This window comes from Streptomyces sp. NBC_01006 (assembly GCF_045162725.1).
Lineage (GTDB): Bacteria > Actinomycetota > Actinomycetes > Streptomycetales > Streptomycetaceae > Streptomyces.
Genome location: NZ_CP108700.1, coordinates 1,537,845 through 1,556,958, shown reverse-complemented (window position 1 = coordinate 1,556,958; position 19,114 = coordinate 1,537,845). Strand labels below are relative to the sequence as shown.

Below are 19,114 nucleotides of genomic sequence, written 5' to 3'. Positions count from 1 at the left end.
ATGAGTGATCTTCATATCGGTCCCGCGTCCGCCGCTGATCTCACCGCCGTGCTCGACTTCTGGAAGACGGCCGCCGAGGGAACGAGTATCAGTGACGACCTCGCCGGGGTCGAGCGCCTCCACGCCCGCGATCCGCACGCCCTGCTGCTCGCCAGGCGCGAGGGCGAACTGGTCGGCACCGTGATAGCGGGCTTCGACGGCTGGCGCTGCCACCTGTACCGGCTCGCGGTGCACCCGGATCGCCGCCGCCAGGGCATCGGGTCGGCGCTGCTGGCCGCCGCGGAGGAGCGGTTCCGCGAGCTCGGCGGACGGCGCGCCGACGCGATGGTGCTGGACCGCAACGAGCGGGCGCACGGGGCATGGGCCGCCGGCGGGTACCACCCCGGGGACCAGTGGACCCGCTGGGTCAAGCCGCTCGGCTGAGTACGCGTACTCAGGAGTTCGGGGCCGTACCGTGACGACAATCGGGTGATCCGATCATGCGCCCCGGCCGCTGGGGCCCCCAGGAAGTGGAGACCCAGTGACATCCCGTACGACCACCCCCGCCCGCGCCGCGCTGCTGGCCGCCGGAATGCTTGCCATGACCGCCTGCGGCACCACGGCGGCCGGCAGCGGCGCGGTCGCGGACCCGTCCCCGGTGCCGGCGCCCGGCCAGAGCACGGACTACGCCGCCCGGGCGGCGGCCGCGGTGGGCCGCCACGACAAGCTCTTCCCCGAGGTGGCCGCGCTGTGCGAGGGGAAGGCGAGCGCGGCGCCGACCTCGTCGGCCGCGCCGGACGACCTGCCCACGGACCCGGCGGCGCGCAAGTACGCGGAGAACCACGCGTACAAGAACCAGGCCGCGCTCACGCCCGCCGCCCAGTGCCGCGGCGACGCGCACGCCGCACGGATCAAGGCGGCGCTGGGCGGCTCCGACGGGAAGGGCGCACCGCGGACGGCGCAGGAGCTCAGCGGGCTCCTGACCGGGATGGGCTACAAGGTGGAGACGGGAGACGTGTACGCGTCGAGCACGGGCGACCTCTCGTTCGTCCTGTCGATTCCGGAGAGCGGGCCGTGCGTGACGGGTCATGCGAGCCCGCCGGTGAGCGTGCAGGCGCAGGGCGCCTACATGGAGGGCGGCTGCCACGAGCCACGCGGCGGCCACTGAACGCCCCGCGGACGGGAAGGCCCGCGGACGGGAAGGCCCCGCGAACGGCAAGGCCCGGCGGGCCGGTCGGCGCCGCCGGACCTGATCGGTCCGGGGTGTCGGATCAGGGCTGCCAGGTCCTCAGGAAGGACTCCGGGGACCAGGTGCCCGACAGGGCGGCGGAGAGCCACGTGGGAGCCGCCGCGCGGAAGGACTCCGGGGACAGGGATCCCGAGGCTTCGGGTACGACGCCCAACAGCGGGAGCCCCGAGGACGACGGCAGGTCCGCCAGGTTGCAGCGACAGGCCAGGTCCGGCTCCGCCGGCCAGCTGCCGATGACCACGCCCGGCGCCTTGAGCCCCCGTGCCCGGAGGGCTTCCGCCGTCAGGGTCGTCGAGTTGAGGGTGCCGAGGGCCGGCGGGGTGACCACCAGGACCGGGGCGTCGAGCAGGCGGGCCGCGTCGGCCAGGGTGTGGCCGGCCTCGTCGAAGCGGACCAGCAGCCCGCCCGCCCCCTCCACCAGGACCAGGTCGTGGGAGCCGGACAGGTCCCGCGCCGCCTCCGCGATCTCCGTCGGGGAGAGCGTCGGCAGGCCCGCCCGGCGGGCCGCCGTGTCCGGGGCCAACGGCTCCGGATAGCGGGCCAGTTCCACCGCCGTGACCGTCGGCCCGGCCAGGCGGACCACCTCCGCCGCATCGCCCGGAGCGCCGGGTTCCATGCCCGTCTGAGCCGGCTTGAGCACCGCCACCGAGCGGCCCGTCGCCACGGCGGCGGCCGCGACCGCCGCCGTGACCACCGTCTTGCCGATCTCCGTGCCCGTGCCCGAGACCATCAGTACCGTCATGTCAGCCCTCCTGCGCGGCCGCGCACACCGCACGGCAGATGCGGGCCACGTCGGCGTCGTCCGTGACGAACGGCGGCATCACGTAGACCAGGTCCCGGAACGGCCGTACCCACACGCCTTCGCGTACCGCGGCCCGGGTCGCCGCAGCCACGTCGACCTCGTGCGTCAGCTGGACCACGCCGATCGCGCCCAGGACCCTTACGTCCCGCACACCGGGCAGCTCCCGCGCCGGGGCCAGGCCCTCCAGCAGACCCGCCTCGATGCGCTTGACCTCGCGCTGCCAGTCCTGCCCGAGGAGCAGGTCGATCGAGGCCAGCGCCACGGCCGTGGCGAGCGGGTTGCCCATGAACGTCGGCCCGTGGGCGAGGATCGGGACGGCGCCCCGGGAGATCCCGTTCGCCACCCGCTCCGTGCACAAGGTGGCGGCCAGCGTGAGGTAGCCGCCGGTCAGGGACTTGCCGAGGCACATCACGTCCGGGGTGATCCCGGCGTGGTCGGCCGCGAACAGGGCGCCGGTGCGGCCGAAGCCCGTCGCGATCTCGTCCAGGACGAGCAGGACGTCGTACTCGTCGCACAGTTCGCGCAGCACCCGCAGGTATCCAGGGTTGTGGAAGCGCATGCCGCCCGCGCCCTGGACCACCGGTTCCACGATCACCGCGGCCAGCTCGTCCGCGTGGGCGGAGAGCAGGGAGCGCAGGTGGTCGACGTACGCGGGATCCACGGGCGCGTCGAATCCGCTCGGCGGGACGTCCGCGAAGAGCTGCTGCGGGAGGATCCCCGCCCAGAGCTCGTGCATGCCGCCCTCGGGGTCGCAGACGCCCATCGGCGTCCAGGTGTCCCCGTGGTAGCCGCCGCGCCAGGTCAGCAGCCTGGTCTTGCCGGACCGGCCGATGGAACGCCAGTACTGGAGGCACATCTTCACCGCGACCTCGACCGAGACCGACCCCGAGTCGGCGAGGAAGACGTGCTCCAGGCCGGGCGGGGTGATCTCGACCAGCCGGGCGGCGAGGCGGACGGCGGGCTCGTGGGTGAGTCCGCCGAACATCACGTGTGACATCCGGCCGAGTTGGTCGGTCACGGCCTCGTTCAGCACCGGGTGGTTGTAGCCGTGGATCGCCGACCACCAGGAGGACATGCCGTCGACCAGCTCGTCCTGCCCCTGCGATGGCTCGGCCAGCCGGAGCCGGACCCCCGAGGCGGAGGAGACCACCAGGGGCTCCTGCCGCCCGGGCATCGGACCGTACGGGTGCCAGACGTGCTGCCGGTCCAGCGCGAGCAGTTCCGCGGCCGGCAGCGAGTGGTGCTGGTCAGGCATTGGGGGCGAGGTCCGTTCCCGCGCCCCGGCGGCGGACCGCCACCAGGTCCGGGCGGACCTCGCCGGCCGGAGCCTGGGCCGGCGCCCCGGCGGGCACCGGTGCCGATGCCGCGACCGCCGCCTGTGCCGGGACGGCCTCGTGGCCCGAGCAGCCGCCGCACGCCGAACCGCAGCCCGCCTCGGCCGCCGAGGAGCCGCACGGGCCCTGGCCGGCCGCGGCCCTGGCCGCCGCCAACGCGTCCGCGCGGTGCGCCGGCAGGGTCGTCGTACCGGCGCCCTCCACCTCGAAACCGGCGTCCGCGATCATGTCGAGGTCGGCCTGGCCGGCCTGGCCCTCACTGGTGAGGTAGTCGCCGAGGAAGATCGAGTTGGCGATGTGCAGCGCGAGCGGCTGCATCGAGCGCAGGTGCACCTCGCGGCCGCCGGCGATCCGGACCTCCACGTCGGGGCAGACGAACCGGACCATCGCCAGGATCCGCAGGCAGCGCTGTGGGGTGAGGTTCCACTCCTTGGCCAGCGGGGTGCCCTCGAACGGGATCAGGAAGTTGACCGGGACCGAGTCCGAGTCCAGCTCGCGCAGCGAGTAGACGACGTCGACCAGGTCCTCGTCGCTCTCGCCCATGCCCGCGATGAGACCGGAGCAGGCGGACAGGCCCGCCGCGTGCGCCTTCTGCACCGTGTCGACCCGGTCCGCGTACGTGTGGGTCTTGGTGATCTGGCCGTACGTGGCCTCGGAGGTGTTCAGGTTGTGGTTGTAGGCATCGGCGCCCGCGTCCTTCAGGCGCTCGGCCTGGCCCTCCGCGAGGAGGCCGAGGCAGGCGCACACCTCGACGCCCTCGTTCTGCTCCTTGATCGCCTCGATCGTCCTGCCGACCCGCTCGACGTCGCGGTCCGTCGGGCCGCGCCCGCTCGCCACCAGGCACACGCGCTTCGCGCCGCCCGCGACACCGGCCGCGGCGGCCTGCGAGGCCTCCTCCGGCTTGAGCCACGTGTACTTGAGGATCTCCGCCTTCGATCCCAGCCGCTGGGAGCAGTAGGAGCAGTCCTCGGGGCAGAGCCCGGACTTCAGGTTGACCAGGTAGTTCAGCTTGACCCGACGCCCGAACCACTGGCGGCGCACCTTGCCGGCCGCGGCCACCACGTCGAGCAGTTCGTCGTCAGAGGTCGCCAGTACGGCAAGCGCCTCTTCGCGGGTCGGCAGCTCGCGCCGCAGCCCCTTGTCCACCAGGGTGTTCAGCAGGTCCATGACGCCGATCCTGGACTACACGAGCACTCCCGGCCAAGGAGAGATCGCACAACATGGCCGGAACGGAGTGTGTGGATCGCCACACCTGGCACTCAAGTGGCGGCCGTTAGGGTCAGGCAGGTCTGTGGATTGCCGACAAAAAACGAGGACCCGCCGATGAGCCAGCACAGCCCCGAGCCCGATGACGTGTTCGCCTGGATCGACGACGCGGAGCGGGCCCGTGAGCAGGCCGGACTCGTCCGGACGCTGCGCCCCCGCCCGGCCTCCTCGCCGCTGCTGGACCTCGCGAGCAACGACTACCTCGGCCTGTCCCGCCACCCCGAGACCGTACGCGGCGCGCGCGAGGCGGCCGAGCGGTGGGGGGCCGGGGCCACTGGATCACGCCTGGTGACCGGTACGACCGAGCTTCATGCGGAGCTCGAGCGGGAGCTCGCGGCGTTCTGCGGATTCGAGGCCGCGCTCGTCCTGTCCTCCGGGTACGCCGCCAACCTGGCGGCCGTCACGGCGCTCAGCGACCGCGGCACGCGCGTCGTCTCCGACGCGGGCAACCACGCCTCCATCGTCGACGGCTGCCGGCTCTCGCGCGCCGGCATCGAAGTGATCCCGCACTCCGATCCGGAAGCCGCGCGCAAGGCGCTCGGCGCACAGGAGGGCCGGGCGCTGCTGGTCAGCGACTCGGTGTTCTCCGTGGACGGGGACGCCGCCCCGCTCGCCGCGTACGCGGCCGCCTGCCGGGAGCGCGGCGCGGCCCTGGTCGTGGACGACGCGCACGGGCTGGGCGTCCTGGGGGAGGGCGGCCGGGGGGCCCTGCACGCCGCCGGCCTCGCGGGCGCGCCCGGGGTGGTGGCCACCCTCACGCTCTCGAAGTCCCTGGGCAGCCAGGGCGGGGCCGTGCTCGGTCCGGCCAAGGTGATCCGGCACCTGGTCAACACCGCCCGGACCTTCATCTTCGACACCGGGCTGGCACCGGCCGCCGCGGGCGCGGCGCTGGCGAGCCTGCGCCTGCTCCGGCGGGAGCCGGAGCGCGCCGGCCGGGCCCGCGAGGTGGCCGACCGGCTGTACGGGCGGCTCACCGCGTCCGGCCTGACCGCGGCCCGGCCGGACGCGGCCGTGGTGTCGGTACGGGCCCCGTCGGCCGCGGCGGCACTGCGCTGGGCCGCCGACTGCCGCGAGGCAGGTCTGTCCGTGGGGTGCTTCCGTCCGCCGTCCGTGCCGGACGGCATCTCCCGGCTGCGGCTGACCGCACGGGCCGATCTCACGGGGGACGAGATCGACCGGGCCGTCGAGACGATCCTGAAGACCGCCCCGGCCGGAGCCACGGACTGCTAGGGCCTCACGCGAGTACGTCCACGTCTGCCCGTACGGCTGCGAGGAAGCCGTTCCAGGCCGGCTCGGTGAAGAGCACGGCCGGGCCGTCCGTCCGCTTCGAGTCGCGGACGGCCAGCAGGCCGCCGCCACCGAGGACGGCGGTTTCCACGCAGTTGTTCATTCCGGTGCTGCGGCTGCTCCGCCGCCACCGCGCGCTGATCAGAAGTCCGCTGGTGGATAGGGGGGTTGCGGACACGGGGGTGCCTCCTTACGCGTCGTCAGCGAGTGAGCTGATGAGATCCGACGAGTCCTGGGGCGGGAGGGCGTGCGCCTGGATGGTGCGGAATGCGGCGCTGTACGCCTCAAGGTCTTCCTTCCGCTCCAGGTAGAGGCTACTCGTCAAATGGTCGAGTACCACCACATCCAGATCGGCGATGTTCGGAAATGAGAAAATAACGAACGGTCCTGTCAGGCCGAGATGACCCCCCACGCTGAACGGCAGTACCTGCAGCCGCACTTGGGGCAACCGGGCCACCTGCACCAGATGCCGCAGCTGCGCCTCCATCACCCCGGGCCCGCCGATCTGCCGCCGCAGCACCGCCTCGTCCAGTACGGCGCTCAGCTCCAGCGGCGGATCCGCCCGCAGCACCGACTGCCGGGCCAGCCGTACGTCGACCAGCGCGTCCACCTTGGGCTCCGGCAGCCCGCCCAGCGCGGCCCGGGTCACCGCCCGCGCGTACTCCGGGGTCTGCAACAGGCCCGGCACCACGGAGAGCTCGACCGTACGAGCCGCGCGGGCGCTCGCCTCCAGGCTGATGAAGTCCCGGTACTCCTGGGGCAGCAGGCCCCGGTAGTCGTGCCACCACTGGCGGCCGCGTCCGGCCTCGCCCCCGCCCGCTGCGGGTCCCGCCGCCGAGGCCGACAGGGCCTCAAGCAGCGCCCGCTGCTCGGGGCTGACGACCTCTCCGTACACATCGAGGAGGAGGCGGATGTCCTCCGGTTTCACGCCACTGCGCCCTGTCTCGATGCGGCTGATTTTCGACTGGTGCCACCCCGCGATCCGGGCGGCCTCACCACTGGTGAGTCCGGTCCGGTCGCGCAGGGCGCGCAGTTCCTCGCCGAGCTTGCGCCGACGCACCGCGGGACCGTGCTGCATACCCGCCTCCTTCCACCGGCACAGCTCGCACCAGTCTGCCGTCCAAATACGCTCTTCCGTAGCAGAGTTCACCGCATTGAGCGACAGATATATGCATATCTTGGGGGAACGGCCGCACCGGCGGGACGATGGGTGGCACTCTGGCGTCCAGCACAGATCCGGGGCGGTTCGCCCCGGTGGGAAAGGGACCGTCGCCATGGCAGACCTCCAGGAAGCATCCGTCACTCTGCCGAGCGATCCCGCCTCGGTCGCCACCGCCCGCCGCTACGTCGCGGAGGTGCTCGGTGAATGGGGACTGCCCGACGAGGCCGACACCGCGGACAGCATCCGGCTGATCGTCTCGGAGCTCGCCACCAACGCCGTCCAGCACACCTTCGGCCAGTCGCCCACCTTCACCGTCGACGTCCGCCTGGAGCGCGGGGAGTGGCTGCGCGTCGGGGTGACCGACAGTCACCCGCGCTGGCCCAGGCGCCTCCCGGCCGCCGTGCAGCAGGACAACGGCCGGGGGATGGTCATCATCCGCTGGCTCACCGCCGAAGCGGGCGGCCGGCTCTCGGTCAGCCCCACCGAGGACGGCGGCAAGACCGTCTGGATCGCCCTCCCCTGGCCCGTCGGAGCCCCCGCGAAGAGCGTCTCGGGCTGCTGATCCAGGCCCAGGGCCGTAACTCCTCCCGGGTGTCCGTATACGGAACCGGGTGCGGGCGGCCCGGGAGTTGAACCGAGTGCTTCCCTGAAACGTGGGTTAACGCGGCGGAAAAACGCGGCGCCTAGCGTGGCGGCCATGGCCGTCCGTCAATGATCACCCATCCTTCGGCAAAGCGCCGGTGCTCGGGACGGAAAGCCTTCCCCTGCGTTGGGCAAGAGACGCTTGGCCCGGATACGTGCAGGTCAACAAAGTGTTGAAGGCCGCTTAGGGTCGGCCCGACGCGACGCTGACATGGTCCTGGAAGCTTGGTGATACGAGTGCAACTGACACCGCACGAGCAGGAACGACTGCTCATCCACGTGGCCGCGGACGTGGCCGAGAAGCGCAAGGCGCGCGGCGTCCTCCTCAACCACCCCGAGGCGATCGCCCTGATCACCTCGCACATCCTCGAAGGGGCCCGAGACGGGCGGACCGTGGCCGAGCTCATGGCCTCCGGCCGCACGGTGCTCGGCCGCGCCGAGGTGATGGAGGGGATCCCCGAGATGATCCACGACGTCCAGGTCGAGGCGACCTTCCCGGACGGCACCAAGCTCGTCACCGTCCACGAACCGATCGTCTGAAGGGGAGAACCCGCATGATCCCCGGCGAAATCGTCCACGGGGACGGCCCGGTGCGCCTCAACGAGGGCCGGCCCGTCACCCGCCTCACCGTGCTCAACGCCGCCGACCGGCCCGTCCAGGTCGGCTCCCACTACCACTTCGCCGAGGCCAACCCCGGCCTCGACTTCGACCGCCCGGCGGCCCGCGGGCTGCGGCTCAACATCGCCGCCGGCACCGCCGTGCGCTTCGAGCCGGGCATCCCGGTCGCCGTGGAACTCGTACCGCTGGGCGGGCTGCGCACCGTACCGGGCCTGCGCGGGGAGATCGGAGGGCCGCTCGATGGCTGAGCTCGACCGCCGCGCGTACGCCGACCTCTTCGGGCCGACCGCGGGCGACCGCATCCGGCTCGCCGACACCGACCTCTTCGTCGAGATCGAGCGGGACCTGAGCGGCGGCCCCGGACGCTCCGGCGACGAGGCCGTGTTCGGCGGCGGCAAGGTGATCCGCGAGTCCATGGGCCAGGCCCGGACCACGCGCGCCGAAGGCGCCCCCGACACCGTGATCACGGGAGTCGTCGTCCTGGACCACTGGGGCATCGTCAAGGCCGACATCGGCATCCGCGACGGCCGTATCTGCGGCATCGGGAAGGCCGGCAACCCCGACACCATGGACGGGGTGGACCCCGCCCTCGTGATCGGTCCCGAGACCGAGATCATCGCGGGCAACGGGAAGATCGTCACGGCCGGCGCCATAGACGCCCACGTGCACTTCATCTCGCCGACCGTCATCGACGAGGCCCTCGCCTCCGGCATCACCACCCTCGTCGGCGGCGGCACCGGCCCCGCCGAGGGCACCAAGGCCACCACCGTCACGCCCGGACCCTGGCACCTCGCCCGGATGTTCGCGGCCCTGGAGTCCTACCCCGTCAACATCGGCCTGCTGGGCAAGGGCAACACCATGTCCCGCGAAGCCATGCACTCCCAGCTGCGCGGCGGCGCCCTCGGCTTCAAGATCCACGAGGACTGGGGGGCCACCCCCGCCGTCATCGACGCCTGCCTGAGCGTCTGCGAGGAGACCGGCGCCCAGGTCGCCGTCCACACCGACACCCTCAACGAGGCCGGGTTCGTCGCCGACACCCTCGCCGCCATCGCCGGGCGGACGATCCACTCGTACCACACCGAGGGCGCGGGCGGCGGGCACGCACCCGACATCATCACCGTGGTCTCCGAGCCGAACATCCTGCCCAGCTCCACCAATCCGACCCGGCCGCACACCGTCAACACCATCGAGGAACACCTCGACATGCTGATGGTCTGCCACCACCTCAACCCGGCCGTCCCCGAGGACCTGGCCTTCGCCGAGTCCCGGATCCGGCCCTCGACCATCGCCGCCGAGGACGTACTGCACGACCTCGGCGCCATCTCGATCATCTCCTCCGACGCCCAGGCCATGGGGCGCGTCGGCGAGGTCGTGCTGCGCACCTGGCAGACCGCCCACGTGATGAAGAAGCGGCGCGGCTTCCTGCCCGGCGACGGGCCGGCCGACAACCACCGCGCCCGCCGCTACGTCGCCAAGTACACGATCAACCCTGCCGTGGCCCAGGGCCTCGCCCGCGAGATCGGCTCGGTGGAGACCGGCAAGCTCGCCGACCTCGTGCTGTGGACGCCCGCCTTCTTCGGGGTCAAGCCCGAAGTGGTGATCAAGGGCGGCCAGATCGCCTACGCACAGATGGGCGACGCGAACGCCTCCATCCCCACCCCGCAGCCGGTGCTGCCCCGTCCGATGTTCGGCAGCCACGGCCGGGCACCCGGGCTGAACTCGGTCAACTTCACCGCGCAGGCCGCGCTCGACGACGAGCTGCCCGAACGGCTCGGACTCGGCAAGCAGTTCGTGGCCATCGAGAGCACCCGCAAGGTGGGCAAGTCGGACATGCGCAACAACGACGCCATGCCGAGGGTCGAGGTCGACGCCGACACGTTCACCGTCACCATCGACGGCGAGGTGGTGGAGCCCGCACCCGCCGCGGAACTGCCCATGGCGCAGAGATACTTCCTCTTCTGACATGGAGCCCCTGCTGATGGCGGAGGCCCCATGAGCCTCGCCGCACTGCTCGTCCTCGCCGACGGACGCTTCCCCGCGGGCGGGCACGCCCACTCCGGCGGGGCCGAGGCCGCCTGCAAGGCCGGCCGGATCCACGACGCCGCCACCCTGGAGGAATTCTGCCGCGGCCGGCTCCACACGGCCGGACTCACCGCCGCCGGACTGGCCGCCGCCGCGGCCCTCGGGCTCGACCCGGCGGTCCTCGACGCCGCCGCCGACGCCCGCACGCCCTCGCCCGCGCTGCGCACCGCGGCCCGGCGGCTGGGCCGGCAGCTGCTGCGCGCCGCCCGGGCCACCTGGCCGGCCGCCGAACTCGACGCGCTTGCCGCGGCCTTTCCGCGCGGGGCGCACCAGCCGGTGGTGCTCGGGCTCACCGCCCGGGCGGCCGGGCTCGGGCCGCTGGAGGCCGCGCACGTGGCGGCGTACGAGAGCGTGAGCGGACCGGCGACGGCAACGGTACGCCTCCTGGGCCTGGACCCCTTCGAGGCGAGCGGGGTCCTGGCTCGCCTCGCCCCCGAGCTCGACGCCGTCTCCGGCCGGGCCGCGCGGGCCGCGGACCGGGCCCTGCGGGTAGGCCCCGACGCCCTGCCCGCGGCCTCCTCACCACTGCTGGAGATCGCGGCGGAGCTCCATGCCGACTGGCCGGTACGGCTGTTCGCCTCCTGACGGCTCCGGCCGCCTCCCCCCCCATCCCCTTGGAGATCCCCATGCACCTCGACCACGGTGTGACCTACCCCCAGCGCCACACCCACAGCGCCGAGCCGGTACGGGCGGACGGCTCGCGCCGCGCCCTGCGCATCGGACTCGGCGGACCCGTCGGCTCCGGCAAGACGGCCACCGTCGCCGCGCTCTGCCGCGCCCTGCGCGCCGAGCTGTCCATGGCCGTCGTCACCAATGACATCTACACCCGGGAGGACGCCGAGTTCCTGCTCCGCGAGGCCGTCCTGCCGCCCGAGCGGATCAGCGCGGTCGAGACCGGCGCCTGCCCGCACACCGCCATCCGCGATGACATCTCCGCCAACCTGGAGGCGGTGGAGGAGCTGGAGGAGACGGTCGGCCCGCTCGACCTGATCCTCGTCGAGTCCGGCGGCGACAACCTCACCGCGACCTTCTCCCGCGGCCTCGTCGACGCCCAGATCTTCGTCATCGACGTGGCGGGAGGCGACGACATCCCGCGCAAGGGCGGCCCCGGGGTCACCACGGCCGACCTGCTCGTCGTCAACAAGACCGACCTCGCCCCCTACGTGGGCTCCGACCTGGACCGGATGGCCCGCGACGCCGCCGAGCAGCGCGGCGAACTCCCCGTCGCCTTCCAGTCGCTGCGCGGCGGCCAGGGCGTGGCTCCGGTGGCCGCCTGGGTGCGCGAGCGGATCGCCGCCTGGGCCGCCCGATGAGTCCTACGGTGGCCGGCGCGCCTCCCGCCGCTCCGCCGGCCCCGGCTCCGCCCGGCCTGGCCCCACCGGCCCCGGCCCGGCCCGCCCCGGCCCCGGCTCCGCCCGGTGTCCGGGCCACCGCCCGGATCTCCGCCGTCGCCGACGGCCGGGGCGGAACCGCCCTGCCGCTGCTGGCCGGTGAAGGGCCGCTCGCGCTGCGCCGCACCCGTGGCACGCCCGCCGAGGCCGGCGTGATGCTGGTCGGCGCGATGAGCGCGCCGCTCGGCGGGGACCACCTCACGGTGGAGGCCGCCGCCGGCCCCGGGGCCCGCCTCGCCCTGGCCTCGGCGGCCGCCACCCTGGCGCTGCCCGGGCGCGGTGGTGCGCCCGCGCGGTACGACGTACGGCTGACCCTGGCCGAGGACTCGGCGCTGCGGTGGCTGCCGGAGCCGCTGGTCTCCGTACGCGGCAGCGACCTGCGGGTGCGCACCCGTGCCGAACTCGCCCCCACGGCCCGGCTGCTGCTGCGCGAGGAGCAGGTACTGGGCCGTTCGGGGGAGGTGCCGGGCCTGCTGCGCAGCCGGCTCACCGTGACCCGGGGCGGGAGCCCGCTGCTGGACCAGGAGGTGGCCTGCGGACCGGGCGCGCCCGGCGGCTGGGACGGCCCGGCGGGGCTCGCGGGCCACCGGGCGCTCGGTCAGCTCCTGGTCGTGGACCCGGCGTTCGCCATATCGGCGCCGACGGCCGCGGTGCTCGGGGAGTTCGCGGCGGTCACTCCGCTGGCCGGACCCGCCGTCCTCGTGACGGCTCTGGCCCCCGACGCCCTGCGGCTGCGCGAGGTACTCGACGCGGCGTGTCTCACGTACGGCTGGTAACCGCTGAGCGAACCTGGGACGAATGGGACACCGCTCAGCGGTACACGCCTTTCCGGTTATCGGGTTGGCAAAGAACGCGACCTCGCTCTGTTGTCAGGTGTAGGTCAGGCGAAAGGATCCCCCTGTTCGACCGAATGACCCGACCAACCCGGCCTCTTCCGGCCGGGTCTGACGCAGGGGGAACAACCACGTGATACGCACTGCAGCGCTGGGGAGCGCTGCCACTCTGATCACCGGAGCGCTGGCCGCGGGCCTGCTGCTGGCCCCGCCGGCCGCCGCGGCTCCGTCCAGCCAGAACAACGGGCTTCCGGAGGCGCTGGGTGTCCAGCTCGCCGCCGCCCGGGCCGCCGCCACCGGGGTCGAGTGGAAGGACTGCCCCGCCGACTGGGGCTTCGAGGCCCCGATCCAGTGCGGCTGGGTCAAGGTCCCGCTGGACTACGCCAAGCCGTTCGGCAAGACCATCGACCTCGCGGTCGACCGGATCGGCAACACCGGCACCAAGGAGGAGCGCCAGGGCGCGCTCGTCTACAACCCGGGCGGCCCCGGCGGCTCCGGCATGCGCTTCCCGCGCCGGGTCACCACCAAGAGCCCGCTGTGGGTCAACACCTCCAAGGCTTACGACTTCGTGGGCTTCGACCCGCGCGGTGTCGGCCACTCCGCCCCGATCTCCTGCATCGACCCGCAGGAGTTCGTCAAGGCTCCCAAGGCCGACCCGGTCCCGTCCAACGAGGCGGACAAGCGCGCCCAGCGCAAGCTCGCCGCCGAGTACGCGGACGGCTGCAAGGAGCGCAGCGGCGAGATGCTGCCGCACATGACCACGCCGAACACCGCGCGCGACCTGGACGTCATCCGGGCCGCACTCGGCGAGAAGAAGCTGAACTACCTCGGCGTCTCCTACGGCACCTACCTCGGCGGCGTCTACGCGACGCTGTTCCCGAGCCACGTGCGCCGCATGATCGTCGACAGCGTGGTCAATCCGGACACCGACAACATCTGGTACCAGGCCAACCTGGACCAGGACGTCGCCTTCCAGACGCGCTGGAACGACTGGCAGGACTGGGTCGCCAAGTACGACTCCGTCTTCCACCTCGGCGACAGCCGCGCCAAGGTCGAAGCCAAGTACCAGCAGCTGCGGGCCCAGGCCAAGGCAAACCCGCTCGGCGGCGTCGTCGGCCCGAACGAGCTCATCGGCTTCTTCCAGGGCGCCCCGTACTACGACTCCTCGTGGGTCCCGGTCGCGCAGGCCTTCAGTGCCTGGGCCGCCGGTGACGAGAAGCCGCTGATCGAGGCCATCGCCCCGGACATGTCCGACACCAAGGGCAACGCCGCCTCGGAGAACAGCAACGCCGTGTACACCGCGGTCGAGTGCGCCGATGCCAAGTGGCCGACCAGCTGGGCCAAGTGGGACCGGGACAACTCCAAGCTGCACGAGAAGTACCCGTTCCTGACCTGGTCCAACGCGTGGATGAACCTGCCCTGCGCGACCTGGAAGTCCAAGCAGAGCAACCCGATCGAGGTCGGTGCCAAGCGCGGTCTGCCGCCGGTCCTGATCGTCCAGTCCGAGCGTGACGCGGCCACCCCGTACGAGGGCGGCGTCGAGCTGCACCGCCGCCTCGCCGGCTCGCGTCTGATCACCGAGCAGAACGCCGGCTCGCACGGTGTCACCAGCCTGGTGAACCCCTGCATCAACACCCGGGTGGACGCCTACCTGCTGACCGGCAAGGTCGACGCCAAGGACGTGAAGTGCGGTCCGCACGCCACGCCGGTTCCCCCGGCCCCGGCCGCCGCGAAGTCGCTCGCGAAGGCTCCGGCCTCGGCGCTCCCGGCGCTGGAGGAGCTGCCCGCCGTCCGCTAAGGCCGGCAGAGCCCGGCGGGGCTCGGTAGGGCACGGCACGGGAGAAGGCTCAGCGCGTCTTGCGCCGGGCCTTCTTCCGCGCTTCCTCCTCTTCCGCCTTGACCTCGGCGGCGTACCGGTCGACGTACTCCTGGCCGGACAGTCCGAGGACCGCGTACATGATCTCGTCGGTGACGGCCCGCAGAACGGCCCGCTCGCCCTCCATCCCGTCGTACCGGGAGAACTCCAGCGGCTTGCCGAAGCGGATGGTCACCCGCCGGATGTTCGGGATCTTCTGCCCGGGCGGCTGGATCTCGAAGGTGCCGACCATCGCGCACGGTACGACGGGCACCCCGGCCCCGAGCGCCATCGCGGCCACGCCCACCTTGCCCTTGTAGAGCCGCCCGTCGTGCGAGCGGGTGCCCTCCGGGTAGATGCCCAGCAGCTCGCCCTTGGCCAGTACCCCGAGCCCCTCGCGCAGCGCGGCCTGCCCGGCGTCCTTGCCGGAGCGGTCCACCGGGATCTGCCCGGCGCTGCGGAAGAAGAACGCGGTCAGCCGTCCCTTCACCCCGGGACCGGTGAAGTACTCGGCCTTCGCGAGGAAGGTGATCCGGCGTTTGAGGATGGCCGGCATCAGGAAGTGGTCGGAGAACGACAGGTGGTTGCCCGCGATGATCGCGGCTCCCTCCGCAGGGATGTTCTCCAGTCCCTCGATGCGCGGCCGGAACAGCAGCCGGAGCAGCGGACCGAGCAGCACGTGCTTGAGCAATTGGTAGAACACCGGGGCATTTTCCCTTCACCTGGGGGTCAGGTCAGTGTGCCGGACGCGGTGCCAGATGGGCATGGCGAACCAGAATCCCACCAGCCAGCACAGGATCACCGCGGCCAGCAGCCCGGCCTGCGACAGGCTCAGGACCAGGCTGAGGACGAGGAGTACGGCCGCCGACATCGCCAGCATCAGCAGCAGGACGCCCCACAGGGCGAGCCTCCCCGCGATGTGCACGAGCCGGGTCTTGTCCATCGAATCGCACACGAGCCGATGCAGGGGCGCGGGCGCGGTGAGTAAACCGACCGCCCCGAACGCCAGCACCAGCGCGGTGACGTAGACGGTCCGGTCGGCCGCCGCGAGGGCGGCGAAGCGCGGGCTCACTGCCACGGCCATGAGGAATCCGAGCAGGAACTGCACCGCCGTCTGCGCGATGCGTACCTCCTGGAGGATCTCGGCGTAGGCCTTGCCGGCGGCCTCGTCCTCTCCGGGTTCGGCGTATGGAGCGCCGTCGGTGCCGTGGGACATGGGATCCTCCAGGCCGTGGGGTTCGGCGTCACATGGAACTTCCTTGGCTGACCTCCGTTGCCTAATAGAACGGACGGCGTTGCCGGGGGTTCATGTGGGGGCCGATCGGAATCGGCCAAAGGGGCCAGGCCTGGGGAGGCTGCGGCGGGAGGTGTAAGGGAGGTGCGGAGGCGCTGGTTCAGGTTTTGCTGGACGCGGCCATGGCGGCAGTCAGCAGGCCGAGGACCACCCAGCCGAACCACAGCCAGCCGTTGCTGCCGAGGGCCACGGAGTACGTGGCGACGGCCACCAGAGCGGCGAAGGTCATCACGGCCATCGCCTTAACGGATCCGGTCATGCCCCATGGTCGCCCGCGAAGGTACCGGCGCGCTACTGGCCACGCGCTTGGAGCGAGGCGAGATAGGAGTTGTACGCCTCCAGCTCCTGGTCGCCGTTGCGGTCCGCGGCCCGGTCGGAGCGCTTCGCCGCCCGCTGCTCGGAGTGGTACCACTGGTAGACCAGCGCGATCAGCACCAGCACCGAGGGGATCTCGCTGAAGGCCCAGGCGATGCCGCCGCCCCACTGCTGGTCGAGCAGTGGATCGATGCCGAGGGAGGCCGGCGGGTTCGCGTACGTCTTGATCATCGGCTCGCTCGCCATCATCAGCGCGATGCCGAAGAAGGCGTGGAACGGCATGCCGGCGAAGAGCTCCAGCATCCGCATCACGTAGCCGGGGCGGTGCGGACCCGGGTCCACGCCCATGATCGGCCAGAAGAAGACCAGGCCGACGGCCAGGAAGTGCACCATCATGCCGATGTGCCCGGCCTTGCTCTCCATCAGGAAGTCGAAGAGCGGGGTGAAGTAGAGGGCGTAGAGGCTGGCGATGAACAGGGGGATCGTGAACACCGGATGGGTGATCACCTTCATGTAGCGGCTGTGCAGCAGCATCAGCAGCAGCTCACGCGGTCCCTTGACGCCCCGTGCGGCGGGCGGCAGCGCGCGCAGCGCCAGCGTCACCGGCGCGCCCAGCAGCAGCAGGATCGGGGAGAGCATGCTGATGACCATGTGCTGGACCATGTGCACGCTGAACATGACCATGCCGTAGTCGTTCAGCTTGGTGCACATCATCAGGGCGACGGTCAGCACACCCGTGGTGAAGGCGATGGTCCGGCCCAGCGGCCAGGCGTCCCCGCGCCGGCGCAGTCGCACCACGCCCCACGCGTACAGGCCGAGGCCCACCAGCGAGCCGATCAGGAAGAACGCGTCGAAGGAGAACTCCAGCCCGCGCCCGAGAGTGAACGGCGGCAGGTCCATGTCCATGTTCATGTCCATGCCGTGACCGCTGTGATCCATCTGTTCACTCCCTTGACCCGTGGTGCCCCACCACAGTAGTGCCGCCCCCGGAGGCGAACGCGTCCGGGGGCAGGGTCAGAAGGGGGGAAACATCACAGAACGTTCTGCGCCTCGGCGTACCGTTCCGCCGGGACCGTCTTGAGGGTCTGTACCGCGTCGGCGAGCGGGACCATCTCGATCTCGGTGCCGCGCAGCGCGGTCAGCATCCCGAATTCGCCGCGGTGCGCCGCCTCGACCGCGTGCCAGCCGAAGCGGGTGGCCAGGACCCGGTCGTACGCGGTCGGCGTACCACCGCGCTGGACGTGGCCCAGGATGACCGGACGGGCCTCCTTGCCCAGGCGCCGCTCCAGCTCGACCGCGAGCAGGTTGCCGATGCCGGCGAAGCGCTCGTGCCCGTACTGGTCGGTGCCGCCCTCCTGGAAGTCCATGGAGCCGGAGCGCGGCTTGGCGCCCTCGGCGACCACGACGATCGCGAACCGCTTGCCCGCGGAGAAGCGCTCGCCGACGATCGCCGTCAGCTCGTCGATGTCGAAGGGGCGCTCCGGGACGACGATGGCGTGCGCGCCGGCGGCCATGCCCGAGTGCAGGGCGATCCAGCCGGTGTGGCGGCCCATGACCTCCACGACCATCACGCGCTGGTGGGACTCGGCGGTGGTCTTCAGCCGGTCCAGGGCCTCGGTGGCGACCCCGACGGCGGTGTCGAAGCCGAAGGTGACGTCCGTCGAGGCGATGTCGTTGTCGATGGTCTTGGGGACGCCGACGATGGGCAGACCGGCCTGCGAGAGCAGGTTCGCGGCCTTCAGGGTGCCCTCGCCACCGATCGGGATGATGGCGTCCAGGCCGAGGTCGGCCACGTGCCCGCGAGCCCGCTCCACGCCGTCGCGCAGGTGCGCGGGCTGCACCCGGGAGGAGCCGAGGATGGTGCCGCCGCGGGCCAGGATGCCGGCCACGGCGTCGAGGTCGAGCTTGCGGTAGTCGCACTCCAGCAGGCCGCGCCAGCCGTCGTGGAAGCCGATGACCTCGTCGCCGTGGTCGACGACGGAGCGGTGCACGACGGAGCGGATGACGGCATTGAGGCCGGGGCAGTCGCCGCCGGAAGTGAGCACACCAATGCGCATGGCAGGAAGAACCTTTGCAACGTGGGCCGACGACCGGACCACGTCGTCCGGTTGGAACTACGGCCACCCTACAAGCGGTGGAGCGGTGGACTGAACCATCCTCCACATGCTGGTCATACTCGTCGTACGAAACCACGTCGGCCCGGTTCCCCCAAGGGAAAACCGGGCCGAACACATGATTGCGGGGCCGCCCCGATGAGCGGTCCGCGCGGGTGTTACGCGGGCTGCGTGGCCGCCGCGATGCGCTCCGCGCGCAGCGCCTCGTACCACTGGTCGTCGATGGGCGGCAGCGCGTTCACGTCGAGGGCCAGCTTCAGCAGCAGGTCCGCGATCTGCGGGTTGCGCGCCATCACGGGGCCGTGCATGTAGGTGCCGAAGACCGTGTCGTTGTACGCGCCCTCGGTGCCGTCGCCCGTGCCGTTGCCGCGGCCCAGCCGGGTGCGGGCGAAGGGCCTCGCGGTCGGGCCGAGGTGGGTGACGCCCTGGTGGTTCTCGAAGCCCGTCAGCTGGGGCAGGTTCAGGCGCGGGTCGATGTCCGCGAGGACGTCGCCGACGCACCGCTCGCCCTCGCCGCGCACGGTGACCACGTCCAGCAGGCCGAGGCCCTCCTGGCGCTCGCCCATGTCGTTGACGAACTCGTTGCCGAGGATCTGGTAGCCGGCGCAGACGGAGAAGACGATCGCCCCGTTCGAGACGGCCCGCTCCAGGCCGCCGTCGCGCAGCAGGCGCTCCGCGGCGAGCCGCTGCGGGCGGTCCTCACCACCGCCGATCAGGTAGATGTCGCCCGAGGTGGGGATGGGCTGGTCGCTGCGCACGTCCACGCGCTGCACGTCCAGGCCGCGCTGGCGCGCCCGGCGCTCCACCACGAGGGCGTTGCCCTGGTCTCCGTACGTGCTGAGCAGGTCCGGGTAGACCCACACCAGACGCAGGCTGTTGTCGCTCATGCTC

22 protein-coding genes are annotated in these 19,114 nt (G+C 72.1%); 11 read left to right on the top strand and 11 right to left on the bottom strand.

Annotated features, from left to right (window positions below; all coding sequences use genetic code 11):
* Window positions 1-423: a GNAT family N-acetyltransferase gene (locus OG509_RS06975; RefSeq protein ID WP_406180984.1), complete on the top strand. Its 423-nt coding sequence runs from the start codon at window positions 1-3 to the stop codon at window positions 421-423.
* A gap of 97 nt (window positions 424-520) precedes the next feature.
* Window positions 521-1,147 carry a hypothetical protein gene (locus OG509_RS06970; RefSeq protein WP_406180982.1) on the top strand — a complete coding sequence of 209 codons (627 nt, stop codon included), beginning with the start codon at window positions 521-523 and terminating at the stop codon, window positions 1,145-1,147.
* 103 nt (window positions 1,148-1,250) lie between these two features.
* Here OG509_RS06970 and bioD read toward each other — a convergent pair whose 3' ends face one another.
* From bioD to bioB, 3 genes are read right to left on the bottom strand one after another with little or no spacing between them, the layout of a single operon-like run.
* Window positions 1,251-1,970, bottom strand: a complete 720-nt coding sequence (gene bioD, locus OG509_RS06965) for a dethiobiotin synthase (RefSeq protein ID WP_406180981.1) — start codon at window positions 1,968-1,970, stop codon at window positions 1,251-1,253.
* A gap of 1 nt (window position 1,971) precedes the next feature.
* Window positions 1,972-3,285 carry an adenosylmethionine--8-amino-7-oxononanoate transaminase gene (locus tag OG509_RS06960; protein ID WP_406180979.1) on the bottom strand — a complete coding sequence of 438 codons (1,314 nt, stop codon included), beginning with the start codon at window positions 3,283-3,285 and terminating at the stop codon, window positions 1,972-1,974.
* Window positions 3,278-4,531: a biotin synthase BioB gene (bioB, locus tag OG509_RS06955; RefSeq protein WP_406180977.1), complete on the bottom strand. Its 1,254-nt coding sequence runs from the start codon at window positions 4,529-4,531 to the stop codon at window positions 3,278-3,280. Before bioB ends, OG509_RS06960 begins: the two co-directional genes overlap by 8 nt.
* 156 nt (window positions 4,532-4,687) lie before the next feature.
* Here bioB and OG509_RS06950 point away from each other — a divergent pair, with 156 nt between their 5' ends.
* Complete coding sequence (locus tag OG509_RS06950) at window positions 4,688-5,860, top strand: 8-amino-7-oxononanoate synthase (protein ID WP_387288592.1); 1,173 nt, start codon at window positions 4,688-4,690, stop codon at window positions 5,858-5,860.
* A gap of 4 nt (window positions 5,861-5,864) precedes the next feature.
* Here the strand turns inward: OG509_RS06950 and OG509_RS06945 are convergent, their stop codons facing one another.
* Window positions 5,865-6,095, bottom strand: a complete 231-nt coding sequence (locus OG509_RS06945) for a DUF397 domain-containing protein (protein ID WP_134068303.1) — start codon at window positions 6,093-6,095, stop codon at window positions 5,865-5,867.
* 12 nt (window positions 6,096-6,107) lie between these two features.
* A complete protein-coding gene (locus tag OG509_RS06940; RefSeq protein ID WP_406180975.1) occupies window positions 6,108-6,995 on the bottom strand; it encodes a helix-turn-helix domain-containing protein in 888 nt (295 codons plus the stop codon).
* A 196-nt stretch (window positions 6,996-7,191) separates the two neighbouring features.
* On the opposite strand from OG509_RS06940, the gene OG509_RS06935 reads away from it, so the two are divergent.
* The 8 genes from OG509_RS06935 (at window position 7,192) to OG509_RS06900 (ending at window position 14,443) form a co-directional block, all read left to right on the top strand.
* A complete protein-coding gene (locus OG509_RS06935) occupies window positions 7,192-7,641 on the top strand; it encodes an ATP-binding protein (protein ID WP_406180973.1) in 450 nt (149 codons plus the stop codon).
* A 317-nt stretch (window positions 7,642-7,958) separates the two neighbouring features.
* Window positions 7,959-8,261 carry an urease subunit gamma gene (locus OG509_RS06930; protein WP_030158263.1) on the top strand — a complete coding sequence of 101 codons (303 nt, stop codon included), beginning with the start codon at window positions 7,959-7,961 and terminating at the stop codon, window positions 8,259-8,261.
* 14 nt (window positions 8,262-8,275) lie between these two features.
* Complete coding sequence (locus OG509_RS06925) at window positions 8,276-8,587, top strand: urease subunit beta (protein ID WP_406180971.1); 312 nt, start codon at window positions 8,276-8,278, stop codon at window positions 8,585-8,587.
* Window positions 8,580-10,301: an urease subunit alpha gene (locus OG509_RS06920; protein ID WP_406180970.1), complete on the top strand. Its 1,722-nt coding sequence runs from the start codon at window positions 8,580-8,582 to the stop codon at window positions 10,299-10,301. Before OG509_RS06925 ends, OG509_RS06920 begins: the two co-directional genes overlap by 8 nt.
* 30 nt (window positions 10,302-10,331) lie before the next feature.
* A complete protein-coding gene (locus OG509_RS06915) occupies window positions 10,332-11,006 on the top strand; it encodes an urease accessory protein UreF (RefSeq protein WP_406180968.1) in 675 nt (224 codons plus the stop codon).
* Window positions 11,007-11,047: 41 nt separating this feature from the next.
* Window positions 11,048-11,734, top strand: a complete 687-nt coding sequence (gene ureG, locus OG509_RS06910; RefSeq protein WP_385586286.1) for an urease accessory protein UreG — start codon at window positions 11,048-11,050, stop codon at window positions 11,732-11,734.
* A gap of 56 nt (window positions 11,735-11,790) precedes the next feature.
* Complete coding sequence (locus tag OG509_RS06905; protein ID WP_406187494.1) at window positions 11,791-12,588, top strand: urease accessory protein UreD; 798 nt, start codon at window positions 11,791-11,793, stop codon at window positions 12,586-12,588.
* A gap of 190 nt (window positions 12,589-12,778) precedes the next feature.
* On the top strand, window positions 12,779-14,443 hold the full coding sequence (locus tag OG509_RS06900) for an alpha/beta hydrolase (RefSeq protein ID WP_406180965.1): 1,665 nt from the start codon (window positions 12,779-12,781) through the stop codon (window positions 14,441-14,443).
* A gap of 49 nt (window positions 14,444-14,492) precedes the next feature.
* On the opposite strand, the gene OG509_RS06895 is transcribed toward OG509_RS06900, so the two are convergent.
* The 6 genes from OG509_RS06895 to OG509_RS06870 all read right to left on the bottom strand — a co-directional run bounded on the left by OG509_RS06895 (window position 14,493) and on the right by OG509_RS06870 (window position 19,110).
* Window positions 14,493-15,203 (bottom strand): lysophospholipid acyltransferase family protein, encoded by a 711-nt coding sequence (locus OG509_RS06895; RefSeq protein WP_385586295.1) that lies wholly within the window; start codon window positions 15,201-15,203, stop codon window positions 14,493-14,495.
* Window positions 15,204-15,218: 15 nt separating this feature from the next.
* Window positions 15,219-15,716 (bottom strand): DUF6328 family protein, encoded by a 498-nt coding sequence (locus OG509_RS06890; RefSeq protein ID WP_406180963.1) that lies wholly within the window; start codon window positions 15,714-15,716, stop codon window positions 15,219-15,221.
* A 178-nt stretch (window positions 15,717-15,894) separates the two neighbouring features.
* Window positions 15,895-16,053, bottom strand: a complete 159-nt coding sequence (locus OG509_RS06885; RefSeq protein WP_406180962.1) for a hypothetical protein — start codon at window positions 16,051-16,053, stop codon at window positions 15,895-15,897.
* 32 nt (window positions 16,054-16,085) lie between these two features.
* Complete coding sequence (locus tag OG509_RS06880) at window positions 16,086-17,048, bottom strand: cytochrome c oxidase assembly protein (protein ID WP_406180960.1); 963 nt, start codon at window positions 17,046-17,048, stop codon at window positions 16,086-16,088.
* Between the two features lie 92 nt (window positions 17,049-17,140).
* Window positions 17,141-18,166 carry a 6-phosphofructokinase gene (locus OG509_RS06875; RefSeq protein ID WP_385586306.1) on the bottom strand — a complete coding sequence of 342 codons (1,026 nt, stop codon included), beginning with the start codon at window positions 18,164-18,166 and terminating at the stop codon, window positions 17,141-17,143.
* A gap of 215 nt (window positions 18,167-18,381) precedes the next feature.
* Window positions 18,382-19,110, bottom strand: a complete 729-nt coding sequence (locus tag OG509_RS06870) for a type 1 glutamine amidotransferase (RefSeq protein ID WP_406180957.1) — start codon at window positions 19,108-19,110, stop codon at window positions 18,382-18,384.
* Between the last annotated feature and the right edge of the window lie 4 nt (window positions 19,111-19,114).

What these genes read in the sequence shown, in the direction of transcription:
- OG509_RS06925 (WP_406180971.1), top strand. Translation starts at nt 8,276, where the DNA reads ATGATCCCCGGCGAAATCGTCCACGGGGACGGCCCGGTGCGCCTCAAC.
- bioD (WP_406180981.1), bottom strand. Translation starts at nt 1,970, where the DNA reads ATGACGGTACTGATGGTCTCGGGCACGGGCACGGAGATCGGCAAGACG.
- OG509_RS06890 (WP_406180963.1), bottom strand. Translation starts at nt 15,716, where the DNA reads ATGTCCCACGGCACCGACGGCGCTCCATACGCCGAACCCGGAGAGGAC.
- OG509_RS06880 (WP_406180960.1), bottom strand. Translation starts at nt 17,048, where the DNA reads ATGGATCACAGCGGTCACGGCATGGACATGAACATGGACATGGACCTG.
- ureG (WP_385586286.1), top strand. Translation starts at nt 11,048, where the DNA reads ATGCACCTCGACCACGGTGTGACCTACCCCCAGCGCCACACCCACAGC.
- OG509_RS06875 (WP_385586306.1), bottom strand. Translation starts at nt 18,166, where the DNA reads ATGCGCATTGGTGTGCTCACTTCCGGCGGCGACTGCCCCGGCCTCAAT.
- OG509_RS06920 (WP_406180970.1), top strand. Translation starts at nt 8,580, where the DNA reads ATGGCTGAGCTCGACCGCCGCGCGTACGCCGACCTCTTCGGGCCGACC.
- OG509_RS06885 (WP_406180962.1), bottom strand. Translation starts at nt 16,053, where the DNA reads ATGACCGGATCCGTTAAGGCGATGGCCGTGATGACCTTCGCCGCTCTG.
- OG509_RS06870 (WP_406180957.1), bottom strand. Translation starts at nt 19,110, where the DNA reads ATGAGCGACAACAGCCTGCGTCTGGTGTGGGTCTACCCGGACCTGCTC.
- OG509_RS06960 (WP_406180979.1), bottom strand. Translation starts at nt 3,285, where the DNA reads ATGCCTGACCAGCACCACTCGCTGCCGGCCGCGGAACTGCTCGCGCTG.
- bioB (WP_406180977.1), bottom strand. Translation starts at nt 4,531, where the DNA reads ATGGACCTGCTGAACACCCTGGTGGACAAGGGGCTGCGGCGCGAGCTG.
- OG509_RS06940 (WP_406180975.1), bottom strand. Translation starts at nt 6,995, where the DNA reads ATGCAGCACGGTCCCGCGGTGCGTCGGCGCAAGCTCGGCGAGGAACTG.
- OG509_RS06935 (WP_406180973.1), top strand. Translation starts at nt 7,192, where the DNA reads ATGGCAGACCTCCAGGAAGCATCCGTCACTCTGCCGAGCGATCCCGCC.
- OG509_RS06915 (WP_406180968.1), top strand. Translation starts at nt 10,332, where the DNA reads ATGAGCCTCGCCGCACTGCTCGTCCTCGCCGACGGACGCTTCCCCGCG.
- OG509_RS06950 (WP_387288592.1), top strand. Translation starts at nt 4,688, where the DNA reads ATGAGCCAGCACAGCCCCGAGCCCGATGACGTGTTCGCCTGGATCGAC.
- OG509_RS06975 (WP_406180984.1), top strand. Translation starts at nt 1, where the DNA reads ATGAGTGATCTTCATATCGGTCCCGCGTCCGCCGCTGATCTCACCGCC.